General features: G+C 41.4%; 13 protein-coding genes. 11 read left to right on the forward strand and 2 right to left on the reverse strand.

Going from position 1 to position 13,481, the window contains the following annotated elements; all coding sequences use genetic code 11:
- Positions 1–60 precede the first annotated feature (60 nt).
- The gene (locus EKM81_RS05015; protein WP_125649289.1) at positions 61–918 is read right to left on the reverse strand and encodes a helix-turn-helix domain-containing protein; all 858 of its coding nucleotides are present in this window, start codon (positions 916–918) and stop codon (positions 61–63) included.
- 182 nt (positions 919–1,100) lie between these two features.
- On the opposite strand from EKM81_RS05015, the gene EKM81_RS05020 reads away from it, so the two are divergent.
- From EKM81_RS05020 to EKM81_RS05055, 8 genes are all read left to right on the forward strand, one after another.
- Entirely contained in the window at positions 1,101–1,913 is an 813-nt protein-coding gene (locus EKM81_RS05020; protein ID WP_125649294.1) for a Cof-type HAD-IIB family hydrolase, read from the forward strand.
- 739 nt (positions 1,914–2,652) lie between these two features.
- Positions 2,653–3,387 carry a 16S rRNA (guanine(527)-N(7))-methyltransferase RsmG gene (rsmG, locus tag EKM81_RS05025; RefSeq protein WP_125649297.1) on the forward strand — a complete coding sequence of 245 codons (735 nt, stop codon included), beginning with the start codon at positions 2,653–2,655 and terminating at the stop codon, positions 3,385–3,387.
- 27 nt (positions 3,388–3,414) lie between these two features.
- Positions 3,415–4,365, forward strand: coding sequence for a nucleoid occlusion protein (noc, locus tag EKM81_RS05030; RefSeq protein ID WP_125649300.1), 951 nt, complete (start codon positions 3,415–3,417; stop codon positions 4,363–4,365).
- The gene (locus EKM81_RS05035; RefSeq protein WP_125649303.1) at positions 4,366–5,136 is read left to right on the forward strand and encodes a ParA family protein; all 771 of its coding nucleotides are present in this window, start codon (positions 4,366–4,368) and stop codon (positions 5,134–5,136) included. It abuts the gene before it with no gap.
- A complete protein-coding gene (locus EKM81_RS05040; protein ID WP_125649306.1) occupies positions 5,123–5,995 on the forward strand; it encodes a ParB/RepB/Spo0J family partition protein in 873 nt (290 codons plus the stop codon). The genes EKM81_RS05035 and EKM81_RS05040 overlap by 14 nt, the downstream gene beginning before the upstream one ends.
- Positions 5,996–6,009: 14 nt before the next feature.
- Positions 6,010–6,255, forward strand: coding sequence for a DUF951 domain-containing protein (locus tag EKM81_RS05045; protein ID WP_125649310.1), 246 nt, complete (start codon positions 6,010–6,012; stop codon positions 6,253–6,255).
- Positions 6,256–6,270: 15 nt separating this feature from the next.
- A complete protein-coding gene (gene ychF, locus EKM81_RS05050) occupies positions 6,271–7,371 on the forward strand; it encodes a redox-regulated ATPase YchF (RefSeq protein WP_125649313.1) in 1,101 nt (366 codons plus the stop codon).
- A gap of 33 nt (positions 7,372–7,404) precedes the next feature.
- Positions 7,405–8,313 (forward strand): DUF1129 family protein, encoded by a 909-nt coding sequence (locus tag EKM81_RS05055; protein ID WP_125649316.1) that lies wholly within the window; start codon positions 7,405–7,407, stop codon positions 8,311–8,313.
- Between the two features lie 236 nt (positions 8,314–8,549).
- Here EKM81_RS05055 and EKM81_RS11155 read toward each other — a convergent pair whose 3' ends face one another.
- Entirely contained in the window at positions 8,550–8,723 is a 174-nt protein-coding gene (locus tag EKM81_RS11155) for a hypothetical protein (protein WP_164509213.1), read from the reverse strand.
- Positions 8,724–9,741: 1,018 nt separating this feature from the next.
- On the opposite strand from EKM81_RS11155, the gene guaB reads away from it, so the two are divergent.
- The 3 genes from guaB to EKM81_RS05070 all read left to right on the forward strand — a co-directional run bounded on the left by guaB (position 9,742) and on the right by EKM81_RS05070 (position 13,440).
- A complete protein-coding gene (gene guaB, locus EKM81_RS05060) occupies positions 9,742–11,226 on the forward strand; it encodes an IMP dehydrogenase (protein WP_125649320.1) in 1,485 nt (494 codons plus the stop codon).
- 353 nt (positions 11,227–11,579) lie between these two features.
- Positions 11,580–12,953 carry an Nramp family divalent metal transporter gene (locus EKM81_RS05065; RefSeq protein WP_125649322.1) on the forward strand — a complete coding sequence of 458 codons (1,374 nt, stop codon included), beginning with the start codon at positions 11,580–11,582 and terminating at the stop codon, positions 12,951–12,953.
- A gap of 34 nt (positions 12,954–12,987) precedes the next feature.
- On the forward strand, positions 12,988–13,440 hold the full coding sequence (locus EKM81_RS05070; protein WP_125649326.1) for a universal stress protein: 453 nt from the start codon (positions 12,988–12,990) through the stop codon (positions 13,438–13,440).
- The last annotated feature ends 41 nt before the right edge of the window (positions 13,441–13,481 follow it).

Raw genomic sequence — 13,481 nt, forward strand, 5'->3', positions numbered from 1 at the left:
CAAGGAGTAGATTAGCATGTTTAATTTGGATAAAAACGACATTTTTGAAAGCTAACAGGCTTATTTTTGGTGGTAACGGGCATAAGCTTGACGATATTCACCAGGCGTGAGTCCCTTCCAAGCCTTAAAATTGCGATTTAACGTTTTATCGTTGGCAAAGCCACTGCTACTAGCAATAAAAGTGACTTTTTGATTAGTCTCGAGTAGTAAGCGGCGGGCGTTCATTAGCCGCACAAGCCGAATATAATGGCTAATCGACATTTGTAAGTTTTTATTGAATTGTTGATTCAAGGTGGTTAGTGACACGTGGAATTGCCTGGCTAAATTACGACCAGTCAACTCTTCTGCAAAATTTTGGTTGATATAGGTCATTACTGAATCCGTCAAATTAGCATTAGGGTTGATTTTTTGCGTGTTGATTGGCACTGTGTAAGATTCATCAAGGGCGACGAAGATTCGGAATAAATGACTCATGATCAATAAGCGGCGTTGATCAGATAGTCCTTGCTGAATCAAGGTTCGAATTGCTAATAATTGCTGACGAATTTCTTGATAGGCAGCTGGGGCATCAATAGCCGAATGTTCGCCGGCCAAGGTGACTTGCCAATTACTGCTGGCTGGCAATTGCTTTTGAAGAAAATCATCATCAATAATAATCCCAAATTCTTGCCAGTCAGCCGTATCGCTGCCAGTAGCGCTGTGCACGACTCGCCGATTAACGGCCCAAAGATCACCAGGATGATAGAGGGTTGTTTGACCATCAGTCACAAAATGCAACTCGTCACCAGCCAGTAAATAGTTTAATTCAATGCCTTCATGCCAATGTGGCGCAACATTAATTGAAGTTAGCGGGTCATGTTCATAATATTTAAATGGTAAACGGGGCAGCAATTGGACTGTTTCATGTGTAATTGTCATTATTTCACCTCAAATTCAGTAGCTCGATAGATTTAGCATAGCATATTTTATTTCTCTACTGGTAAAAAGTTAGAAAGAGTCGTCTTTAGTTGCAGAAATGTCCCGCTTTGTTGCCAAAATCATGTTAAGTTACCTGTAAGCAGTGACGTCACTAATTAATTCAGAATCCTATGGAGGTAAAAATGACTATTCGTTTAATTGCCATCGATGTCGATGACACCTTATTAAATTCTCATGGTGAAATTTCGCCCACCACGCAACAGGCGATTCAACAAGCAACGGCTCAAGGCATTAAAGTAGTCCTTTGTTCAGGGCGACCTTTAGCTGGTTTGCAACATTATTTGGCAGCGTTGCAGTTAGCTGGTGCTGACCAATACGTCATCACCTATAATGGTGCCGTAACCGAAAGCTTGACTGGTAAAATTATCGTCCGCCATGTGATTACTAACCGAGACTACCGCGAACTGACAGCTTTTGGGCAGCAACGACAAATACCATTTAATGTTTTGGCACCAGACAGTACTATTTATACCGCTGATCGTGATATTGATCCAATTACAGTCGTTCAAGCTTGGGAAAACCATGCTGGTATTTTGGTTCGTAGACCAGATGAATTGCCGGAAAACTTTGAAATTGCCAAAGGCCTTTTTGTCGGCCCAGCAGCATTATTAAACCAGATTGAACCCGTCGTAACTGAAAAATTCGGGCAACGTCTTTATGTCGTTCGTGCTGCTGCTAATTTCTTAGAGGTGATGGCCACTGGGGTCAATAAAGGTCAAGCTCTCGAAGATTTGGCGACGCGATTGCAAATTAAGCCAGCTGAGATAATGGCGCTTGGTGACGAGAGAAATGATTTACCAATGTTTGCTTTTGCCGGGACTGCCGTCGCCATGGCTAACGGCAGCGAACTCGCTAAACAACATGCCGATTTTGTAACAGCCAGCAATGATGATAACGGTGTTGCGCAAGCCATTGAAAAATATGCTTTAAGATAGTGACCTTCACACTTTCGTCACAGTTCCTTCTGCAAAGAAACATTATTCACCCACGATTTCGTCATAGGCAGTGGTTATAGTATTAAGTATAGAAAGTTACTTAATTGCTTGTTGCAAAACTTTCTACTCCAAAACCCTAAAACCCAAATTGCTAATTTTCTTCATTACTTTTTCATTTTACTCCTCCAAAGTAAATGAAACCCACACCACTTCCCGCCCAGAAGTGGTGTTTTTGTTGTATGTTGTGAAAGGTGACGGTCTTTTGGCGTAGCCTAACTTCAATTATTTGCTTGAGCGGTGCAACCGATCGAACAAATAATTAAGTTAGGCATAGCCATTTGTCACCTTGAACACGATTATGTTGTGGAGTAGCCTGGTCAACTCTTGAGCATTAACCGAATTAAGGCAATAATTGCTTTAGCAATTTTGACTTAATTTGCGTTAAGCGGAAAGAGTTAGGCTACGCAACACATTTATGCTATTTAAGCTATAGTGGCCGGTGGTTTTTTAGTCGAATAGCGGCCAACGCCATTGCGGCCGCAGCGTCCCACAACCAGTAGGCCTGTAATGGCGTCAGACGCAATGCTGTTTAAAAACTTCACTAGGTTTTAGAACGTCGCACTTGCCAAGAGTAAAGGCAATTATTTCCTATAACATATTGCAAAATAACGCTATTTTCGGTAAAGTAAAAGGGAGTGTGTGAAACAAAACTATGTTTCACGGAAAGTGAGGCGAGTAAATGTTACCAGATGAATTTCAAGCAGTTTTGGCGCAGCAACAAATCAATTTGTCAGCGACCCAGATGCAACAGTTTGCTGACTACTATCAATTTCTAGTTGCCACCAATGAACATCTTAATTTAACAGCAATTACTGCTGAAGCTGAGGTTTATTTAAAACATTTCTATGACTCATTGACCTTAGCCATGGTGTTCCCGCAGTTACAGACTGAAGCCTTGTCGCTATTGGATGTAGGTGCTGGTGCCGGTTTTCCTTCATTACCAGTTAAACTTGCTTTTCCCCAATTACAAGTTAGTATTGTTGATTCGCTGAATAAGCGTATTCGGTTTTTGCAAGACCTAGCTGCTAAACTTAATTTAGAGCAAGTGGCTTTTTACCATAGTCGGGCTGAGGATTTCGGTAGTAAACGGTCGTCACATCGGCAGAGTTATGATGTGGTAACTGCGCGTGCTGTTGCCAGTATGCCGGTTCTAGCTGAGCTGTGTTTGCCATTAGTGAAAAAGGGCGGCTACTTTATCGCGATGAAGAGCAGTAAAGGTGAGCAGGAATTAGCCGAGGCTGATTATGCGATTAAAACCTTAGGTGGTAAAGTTGAGACAGTGCAACAATTAACGTTACCAATTACTGAAGATCCACGGACCATCATGGTGATTAAGAAAACCAAAGAAACACCGAAGACCTATCCACGGAAGCCAGGTACCATTAGTAAGGCGCCGTTGCTTGATCGTATTTAATGTTAATTGAAGTTAGGGGAGCAAACTATGCCGTTCTTTAGTCGCAAGAAAAAAACAAATTCGACCGTTGCTGCGGCGACCGTACCACCGACAGTGTCATCAGAAACTGACCCGGACCAACCGGCAAAGATTACTCGGCAAGTTCAGGAAGTTGACTTAAAACAAATCGTGCCTAATCGCCAACAGCCACGGAAACAATTCAGTAATGAATCAATCAGTGAATTAGCAGATACGATTGCCGCACATGGCTTGTTACAGCCGATTGTTCTACGGCAATATGAGCCAGATCATTATGAAATTATTGCTGGTGAGCGTCGCTTTCGGGCAGTGCAAGCCTTAGGGTGGCGGAAGATTCCAGCAATTATTGATCAAATGGATGAGCAAGAATCTGCAGAAATGGCCGTAATCGAAAATTTACAGCGTGAAGATTTGAATCCCGTTGATGAGGCACGAGCTTATCAAAACTTATTACAAAATAGTGAGTTGACTCAAGGACAATTGGCTGATCGTGTTGGAAAAAGTCAATCCTATATTGCCAACAAATTACGCTTGCTAAAGTTGCCTGATGAGGCTTTAAACGCTTTAGTTAATGGTAAAATTTCAGCACGTCATGGTCGCGCTCTTTTGAAGCTAGATGCTACTAATCAGGCCATCGTGCTAAAACAAATTTTGACGGATAATTTGACAGTTACCCAGACTGATGATTTAATCAAACGTTTAAGTCAGGCCACAGCCGCTCCTAAGCAAGTAGCAAAACCGACTAAGCCACAGACTAAGCAGCAACATTCAGGTCATCCGGATTTACGCTTGGCCAAGAATACATTAAAAAAATCAATTCAGTTAATTGAAGCCAGTGGTGCACAAGTTGAGGTGCAAGATCATCTGACCAATGATGTTTATCAAATTTCAATTACAGTCCATGTTACGGAAGCGCCGACTGCAGCAAAACCCTCGTCGGCACCTAAAGAGGAGAACTAAATGGTTAAAATTATTTCGATTGCTAATCAAAAAGGTGGGGTTGGCAAAACCACAACCACAATCAATCTTGGGGCCTGCTTAAACCAAGCCGGCAAACGAGTGCTAATTGTTGATATTGATCCTCAAGGTAACGCTACTAGTGGCTTGGGTATTAAGAAATCAGATGTTTCTAAAGATGTTTACGATGTGTTGATCAATGAATTGCCAGTTAAAGTGGCCACTTATCACACTAAAAGAGTCAACTTAGATGTGGTGCCAGCAACGATTCAATTAGCTGGTGCAGAAATTGAGTTAACCTCGCAAATGGCTCGGGAGCAAAGACTTGAGGCTGGGTTGCGTGAGGTAAAAGATCAGTATGACTATATCTTGATTGATTGCCCACCATCATTAGGGCAACTTTCAATCAATGCATTCACCGCAAGTGATTCAATTATTATCCCAGTTCAAAGTGAGTACTATGCTTTGGAAGGCTTAAGTCAATTACTTAATACTGTCCGTTTGGTTCAAAAACATTTTAATGATCATTTAGATATTGAGGGCGTCTTACTGACAATGTATGATGCTCGGACTAATCTTGGTGCTGAAGTTATTGAAGAAGTTCGTAAAACTTTCCGAGAACGGGTTTATCATACGGTCATTCCCCGAATTACGCGGCTAGCTGAGGCACCAAGTTATGGCCTGCCAATTATTGATTATGATCCTAAGTCACGAGGAGCAGAAGTCTATATTTCCTTAGCAAAGGAGGTTATGAAGGCTAATGGCGACCAATAAAAATTCAAAGGGCTTAGGCCGAGGTATTGATGCGATTTTCTCTGACTATGATGCCTTAAGTACCGATAAAGAGGCCGTTGAAGAGTTACCGCTTGATGAAATCCGGCCTAATCCTTATCAACCACGCAAAACTTTTGACGAAGAAGCACTGCAAGAATTGGCTAATTCAATTAAGCAAAGTGGTGTCTTCCAGCCAATTATTTTACGTAAAAGTATTAATGGTTACGAAATCATTGCTGGTGAGCGTCGTTTTCGTGCTAGTAAAATAGCAGGCAAGCAAACAATTCCCGCGATTGTGCGGCAAATTGATGAAACCCAAATGATGGAAATTGCTGTGCTGGAGAACTTACAACGGGAAGATTTGACGCCCTTGGAAGAAGCCGAAGCATATCAGACGTTAATTAAAAAATTAGCGCTAACTCAGGAAGAAGTTTCTGAGCGCATTGGTAAAAGTCGGCCGTATATTGCCAATTATTTGCGATTATTGACACTACCAGAACAAACAAAGAAATATTTACAAGCTGGTCAATTATCGATGGGACAAGCGCGGACACTATTGAGCCTGAAACATAAAGAACAAATTGATCAAGTGGCTAAGAAAGCCTTGGCCGACAATTTAACTGTGCGGCAGTTAGAACAATTAGTGCTGCAGTTAAACACTGATAAACCTAAAGCAGCTAAGCAACGGCAGCCAAAGTCACCGTTTATTGTGGCCACAGAAAATGCTTTAGTTGATCAGTTAGGTACCAAAGTCAAAATTGATAGCAATAAAAAAGGTGCTGGAAAAATCGAAATCAATTATGCTTCAACAGATGATTTGAATCGAATTCTAGAAATGATGCATCTGCATTTGGATTAGAATGAGGTGATTGAATGTTTGCTTTAGGTGATATTGTACAAATGAAAAAACCTCATGCTTGTGGGGCTAATCGTTGGGAAATTATTCGCTTAGGTGCAGACATCAAGATTCGCTGCTTAGGCTGTGGGCATATTGTTATGCTACCGCGGCGTGACTTCACTAAAAAACTGAAAAAAGTTTTGCAGCTGGCAGCGGAAGTTGATGCAAGTCAAGAATCAGAATATTTACCCTTAACAGAAATTAAGCGCCCAAATAACTAACAAAGGAAGTTTATCATGTCATTAACAGCTGGTATTGTTGGATTACCTAACGTTGGGAAGTCAACTCTTTTCAACGCGATTACTAAAGCAGGAGCCGAAATGGCAAATTATCCATTTGCCACGATTGATCCCAACGTAGGGATGGTTGAAGTTCCTGACAAACGTTTAGCACGAATTGACGAATTGATTCCCGCTAAGAAAATTATTCATACAACTTTTGAATTTACAGATATCGCCGGTATTGTTAAAGGCGCAAGTAAGGGCGAAGGTTTAGGAAATAAATTCTTGGAGAATATTCGCCAAGTGGATGCCATTATTCATGTGGTGCGTGCTTTCGCTGATGACGAAATCACTAGTGTGACTGGAACGGTCGATCCGCTAGATGACATTGAAACGATTAATTTGGAATTGGTTCTGGCTGACTTAGACAGTATCAACAAGCGTTATGAACGTGTGAAGAAAGTTGCCCGAACCCGTGATAAAGAAGCAGTTGCTGAGTTAGAAGTACTTGATAAGATCAAGCCAGCACTTGAAGACGGTCAGCCAGTACGGTCGTTAGAATTTGATGAAGACCAAGCTAAAATTGTTAAGGGACTTTTCTTATTAACAGCCAAACCAGTTTTATATGTTGCTAATATTGCGGAAGAATCAATGGCTGATCCAGATAGTGATCAATATTATCAAGTTGTTCGCGACTACGCTCAAAAAGAAGGCGCACAAGCATTAGGCATTTCGGCCAAAACTGAAGAAGAGATTGCCGAGTTAGATGATGACGACAAAAAAGATTTCTTGGCTGCTGAAGGCGTTAGTGAATCCGGATTGGATCGTTTAATCCAGGCATCATATTCACTCTTAGGCTTGGCGACATTCTTCACCGCTGGTGGCAAGGAAACTCGAGCTTGGACATTCAAACGCGGGATGAAGGCGCCACAAGTTGCCGGCATCATTCATTCCGACTTCGAACGAGGCTTTATCCGTGCCGAAACAGTCTCTTTTGCTGATTTGGATCATTACGGCAGCATGCAGGCAGTTCGCGAAGCTGGTCGTTTACGTTCTGAAGGTAAGGAATATGTGGTTCAAGATGGTGACATTATTGAATTCCGATTCAATGTCTAATCTCAGAAAAATTTAACAGGGAGCGATTTTTTAGTGGAATCTAACGAAGAAAAACAACAAAAAACAACAGCTGCAACTGACGAGTCAGCGGTAACTGATGAACAGCCAACTTCTGAATCCGAATCAAAGACGGCTGATGCAGCGTCAACTGAAGCAACGGCCGTTTCTAACGCAGAACGTAATAAGAAGGCCAGTGCCCAACAGGCAAAAAGTCGTGCTCGGCAAGTTACCTTCAAAGAGATAGCAACGATGTCGACTGAAGAGCTACGTGCTGAACTGACTAATAAAAACGTTGATTACGTTTTTAAAATGCATAAATTATTAGTCGAGGCTGGGTATACCCCAGAAGATGCTGATGCAAAAATTAATGGCTTTTTACCAGAAATCATTAAAGCACAACGCACTGGGAAGCCAGCCAATCAATTGTACGGTGCACCAACAGTTAAAGTAGAAAACATTATCCATGCTCCAGCTAAACCAATTACTTTAAAATATTGGATGCGTTCAGTTGACTGGTCCCTGCTGTACTTAGTAATTTTGGCGGCTGTCTTTGGCGTCATGGGGCTATTCATGAAGAAACAAACCAATTCTGCGGCTAATTCAGGATTAGGTACTTTGATTGTGATGTCAATTGCTTTTGGTTTCTTATTGACGTGGTTTACTGATAATATGGATGCTCGTCGTAACAAGAATAAAACCGCAGCTGATGATCAAGCTGCAGAAGCTGACGATAAAAAGAAGAAGCAACCACTTTGGCGGGTAATTTTACTCTCAGTAGTTGGTGTGTTTGCGGTCATGGTCTTGATTAGCTTTATGACCGTTGTTACCCCAGCATTGAATCCAATTTTACCAGCTTATGGTTACTTCATATTAGCAGTTTTAGCTTATGGTGGCCGTTACTTATTCCGACGTCACTATCACATCAAAGGTCGTTTGATGTAAACTTAGTAACTAATTGACAATAATAAATTTAAAAATACGAACGTGACAAACGGCGATCAGCCGGTGAGTATTAACGTAAAATAACGAGCAATTCGCTAGCGAATTGCTCGTTATTTTTGCGTTAAGCAGAACCGATTACCTTCTGCAAACACGTTTCAGCGATCAAAGTTCAGTTTTATTTTATCCCAATAGCTGATGTCCCAGACGCTCGTGTTTTTGCGTTGAAATGAAACAAGTCAGTGCTCATCATGATGCCGCTGCTGTTCCAACTCAAAAATCTGTTTGCTTAAATGATCGATTTTCCAAAGTAGGTAAATCACAGCGATAACTAATAAAACAATCACAACTAAAAGTAGAACTGACCAGAAAAGCATGCCACCCCAACTGTAATACCCCATCATGTGCATCATTGTAAAACAGCTCCTTCCTCTACTTGACTAGATTAGCTAGTCATTGCGACTATTTAAGATGAGCACATCTTACGCTAAAAGAAACGATAGTCCCAAAAATATGCCTAGTGCTGATTGTGCAACGGTTCTTAGACTGGTGCCAAGTCTTTCCCAATTTAAGAAGGTGGTTGCTGGGCGATTTTTTGGGCGTGGAACGGCGTGGGCATTGATTTAAGCTTTTTCTACGAAAAATCTTAAATACAAGCCTTATTCTAAACGGTAAACCGTTAAGAATAATTTCACTGCTTCTCGCAAAATCGCTCGTACGCAAAGAAAGCCCCTTACCTGACGCCAATCGCCCAGCAACCACCAGATGAAACTAACAGAATTGAGCACCACTGTAAGAAAATCAGATTGCAGTGAACTACAAAGCTTGTGTGACAATCTTTCGAGATAAAATCGAAAGGTATCACACAGGCTATTTTGGTCTAACTATTCAACTATTATTGCTGAATGAACTAAGTTGGTCAATCTTACTAGAACTGCCTTAAACACTCACAACAGTGAAGATCACTAACTTAACTCCAGACGAAATGGAGAGACCGGGTTGTCAGCCAATGGTTTTTATTTGCGCCCGAGCTTGCGAGTAGCAGCCAAATTTGTCTTACTGCTTTAGCAGTTAGGCAAAGGGTTGTATTTGAGATTGTTGCGTAGCAATAAGCTCAAATCAATCCCGGCCGCGTTCCACAACCCGCAGCCCGGAATGCAGTCAGAACCAATTCCATTTTAAAAACTTTCATTAGGTTTTTGTGTTTTTGAACTTGGGTCTGTAGTTAACCAAAATCAACGCCGGCACCGTTCTACAACAAGCAGCCGCAATACAGTCAGACCCAATTCTGCCTTAGCTTCTAGCGCCGCTAAACTTTGTTTTTTAATCGGTTAAGACCGACATTTTAAACTTATTATTCATAAGGCCATTGACCTGACTTGCTGACTATGCTAACTTAAAAGATAAAAATAATTTCTGGAGGCTGTTGTAATGAGTAATTGGGAAACAAAATTTGCAAAAGAAGGCTTAACGTTTGATGATGTGTTATTAATCCCGGCGGAAAGTCATGTTTTACCACATGATGTTGATTTATCAGTTGATTTAGCCGCAAACTTACACCTAAACGTCCCAATTCTCAGTGCTAGCATGGATACCGTTACTGAAGCTGGTCTTGCAATTGCCATGGCTCGCCAAGGTGGACTTGGTGTTATTCATAAGAATATGAGTATTGAGCAGCAAGCTGATGAGGTCCGTAAGGTTAAACGTTCTGAAAGTGGCGTTATCTCTGATCCGTTTTTTATTACCCCAGAGCAACCTGTTAGTGAAGCTGAAAAATTAATGCGTCGCTACCGAATTAGTGGTGTGCCTGTGGTCAAATCAAAAGCGGATTTGACGTTAATTGGTATCGTCACTAACCGTGATTTACGGTTTGTAACTGATTGGGCTTCACCTGTAGCTGAAGTCATGACTGATGATGCTTTAGTGACAGCCAAGAAGGGGACTTCACTTGAAGAAGCTGAACGTATTTTACAACAACATCGGATTGAAAAATTACCGTTAGTTGATGAGGCTGGTCGTTTAAGTGGCTTAATTACCATTAAAGATATTGAAAATGTTAAACAATATCCTAACTCTGCCAAGGATAGTCATGGCCGTTTATTGGTGGCCGCAGCTGTTGGTGTGACTTCTGATACTTTTGAACGAGCACAAGCGTTATTTGATGCTGGTGCGGATGCAATCATTATTGATACTGCTCATGGTCATTCAGCTGGGGTACTACGTAAAATCAGTGAAATTCGGGCCGCTTTTCCTGACCAAACTTTGATTGCTGGTAATGTTGCGACTGCTGAAGGAACAGCAGCGTTATTTGATGCCGGTGTTGACGTTGTAAAAGTGGGAATTGGCCCTGGTTCAATTTGTACCACCCGAATTGTTGCTGGTGTTGGTGTACCGCAGATTACGGCAATCTATGATGCTGCTTCAGAGGCACGCAAACGTGGCAAGGCAATCATTGCTGACGGTGGGATCAAGTTCTCTGGCGATATTGTTAAAGCATTAGCTGCCGGTGGTTCAGCAGTAATGCTGGGGAGTATGTTAGCTGGTACTGATGAAGCACCTGGTGAATTCGAAATTTTCCAAGGCCGTCGTTTTAAGACCTATCGTGGGATGGGGTCATTGGCAGCTATGTCTCATGGTTCATCTGATCGTTATTTCCAATCTGGTGTGAATGAAGCTGATAAATTAGTACCTGAAGGAATTGAAGGCCGGGTCGCTTACAAGGGACCTTTGGCAGATGTTATTTATCAAATGGTCGGTGGTCTTCGTTCTGGAATGGGTTACGTTGGTGCACCAACAATTAAGGCGTTAAATGATAATGCCCAATTTGTCAGAATTACTGGTGCTGGTTTACGGGAATCACATCCGCATGATGTTCAAATTACCAAAGAAGCACCTAATTACAGTGTTGGTAACTAATAGTAGTTACAGAATAAGTGCTGATTCAAATGAATAAATGTTTAGCAACTAGACAACTTATTGTCGTTGTCGAAGTAATCTATTAAGACTAAAACTATCTGCTGGTTTATGATGCCAGTGGATAGTTTTTTTATGGGAAAATAATGCGATTAATGATCGCGGCAAAAATAACTAATTAAATCAACAGTTTTGAACAACTAATTAGGCTAATCTTGCTAGATTTCATCCAAAAATCAGTAAATGATATTTTTCTGAAAATGTCAGGTTTGGCCGTCCTAAATTTTATCCTCACATTATTTAAAAGTAGTGTACAATATAGGACAGGAGTTAATGAAAAGAAGGGATTGGAGAGCATGTCAGAATCAAATCAACACACGGAGCATCATAAGCTAATTGAATACGCAAATGGGCCAAGTCTAGAAGAGATCAACGGTACCGTCGAAATTCCCAAGGGTGGTAATTTTTGGAAAAACTTACTGGCGTTTTCAGGACCGGGCGCATTAATCGCCGTTGGCTACATGGATCCAGGTAACTGGGTAACATCAATCGGTGGTGGGGCTGAATATGGCTACTTGCTAATGTCCGTCATCTTAATATCAAGTTTAATTGCGATGTTGTTACAATACATGGCAGCTAAACTTGGGATTGTGACGCGCATGGACTTAGCACAAGCCACACGTGCACACACAGGTAAGAAATTAGGGTTTGTTCTTTGGATTACAACTGAATTAGCCATCATGGCCACAGATATTGCTGAGGTCATTGGTGGTGCGATTTCTTTGAAATTATTATTTGGCATTCCTTTAATGGTCGGTGTCGCCTTAACGGTACTTGACGTTTTCGTGCTCTTATTATTAACCAAATTAGGTTTTCGTAAGATCGAAGCAATTGTTGTTACTTTGATTTTAGTTATCTTAGTTGTCTTTATTTATCAAGTTGCATTAGCACAGCCTGATATGGCGGCGGCTTTTGCTAATTTAGTACCACGAAAAGAAATTTTTGAACCAGGACAGTTGCACATGGCTTTAGGGATTGTTGGGGCAACTGTTATGCCACATAATTTATACTTGCACTCATCAATTGCCCAAACTCGTGAATTTGACCGCAGTAATGAAGCTGATGTGGCCAAAGCAATTAAGTACACAACTTGGGATTCAAATATTCAATTAACGGCTGCTTTTGTCGTTAATAGTTTGTTATTGCTGGTTGGTGCAGCGTTATTCTTTGGTAAGGATACCTCACAGTTAGGCACTTTTGGTAATTTATACAACGCGCTGCAAGATCCTAAAATGGCTGGTTCAGTTGCATCACCAGTTTTGTCGGTACTTTTTGCCGTGGCACTGCTAGCTTCTGGGCAGAACTCAACAATTACTGGTACTTTAACAGGTCAAGTTGTCATGGAAGGCTTCGTCCACATGAAGATGCCATTGTGGGCTCGGCGGATGGTGACACGGATTATTTCAGTTATTCCGGTTTTGATTTGCGCTATTATTTATCGCGGCAAGGAATCAGCCTTGGATGCATTACTGGTTAATTCACAGGTCTTCTTGTCAATTGCATTACCTATTTCGATGATTCCGTTGACTATTTTCACCGGCTCTAAGAAAATCATGGGTGAACGTTTCGTTAACCATAAGTGGGTTACAATTCTGGCTTGGATTTGTACAATCGGCTTAACGGTGCTGAACGCACAAATTGTCTGGGAATCAATCAGAGGTTTGTTCTAATTGGGTCTGAAATGACTGCAAGGGGGATAAAACAATGGCAATAGTAGCAAGCAAAGGTGTTTACTTCAAGAAAGTATTAGTTGGTGTTGATGGCTCTGAGTATTCTGCTGTAGCTTTTGACTATGCGGTTCATTATGCGCAAGAACAGCATTTAGGTTTGACGATTGTTTCAGTTTGGGATGAAGACGCGCTGAACGTTTATCAGGATTTAGATGATAACTATGTTCAAACGCAACATCGTGCCTTAGAAATCAGTATGGAAGAATATCGCCATGCTGCTGAAGACCGCGGTGTTCAGCAGGTTGCCACGCTGATTGTTGATGGTCAGCCAGGACCGGCAATTGTCAAAGAAGTTATCCCACAAGTTAAACCAGATTTATTGATTATTGGTGCCAAGTCCAAAAAAGAAGCCGACATGACGCAGATAGGTAGTGAAGCGGCTTATATGGTTAAGCACTCACCAATTTCGGTCTTAGTCATTCGCTAGTCTTTTGGCGGACAATGCTATTCAGAAAAAATTGAATTAAC

The sequence above is a fragment of the Lapidilactobacillus gannanensis genome (genome assembly GCF_003946675.1).
Lineage (GTDB): Bacteria > Bacillota > Bacilli > Lactobacillales > Lactobacillaceae > Lapidilactobacillus > Lapidilactobacillus gannanensis.

Excerpts from the sequence above, each read along its gene's own strand:
- EKM81_RS05015 (WP_125649289.1), bottom strand. The coding sequence starts at position 918 with ATGACAATTACACATGAAACAGTCCAATTGCTGCCCCGTTTACCATTT.
- EKM81_RS05020 (WP_125649294.1), top strand. The coding sequence starts at position 1,101 with ATGACTATTCGTTTAATTGCCATCGATGTCGATGACACCTTATTAAAT.
- guaB (WP_125649320.1), top strand. The coding sequence starts at position 9,742 with ATGAGTAATTGGGAAACAAAATTTGCAAAAGAAGGCTTAACGTTTGAT.
- EKM81_RS11155 (WP_164509213.1), bottom strand. The coding sequence starts at position 8,723 with ATGATGCACATGATGGGGTATTACAGTTGGGGTGGCATGCTTTTCTGG.
- rsmG (WP_125649297.1), top strand. The coding sequence starts at position 2,653 with ATGTTACCAGATGAATTTCAAGCAGTTTTGGCGCAGCAACAAATCAAT.
- EKM81_RS05045 (WP_125649310.1), top strand. The coding sequence starts at position 6,010 with ATGTTTGCTTTAGGTGATATTGTACAAATGAAAAAACCTCATGCTTGT.
- EKM81_RS05070 (WP_125649326.1), top strand. The coding sequence starts at position 12,988 with ATGGCAATAGTAGCAAGCAAAGGTGTTTACTTCAAGAAAGTATTAGTT.
- EKM81_RS05035 (WP_125649303.1), top strand. The coding sequence starts at position 4,366 with ATGGTTAAAATTATTTCGATTGCTAATCAAAAAGGTGGGGTTGGCAAA.
- EKM81_RS05040 (WP_125649306.1), top strand. The coding sequence starts at position 5,123 with ATGGCGACCAATAAAAATTCAAAGGGCTTAGGCCGAGGTATTGATGCG.
- ychF (WP_125649313.1), top strand. The coding sequence starts at position 6,271 with ATGTCATTAACAGCTGGTATTGTTGGATTACCTAACGTTGGGAAGTCA.
- noc (WP_125649300.1), top strand. The coding sequence starts at position 3,415 with ATGCCGTTCTTTAGTCGCAAGAAAAAAACAAATTCGACCGTTGCTGCG.
- EKM81_RS05065 (WP_125649322.1), top strand. The coding sequence starts at position 11,580 with ATGTCAGAATCAAATCAACACACGGAGCATCATAAGCTAATTGAATAC.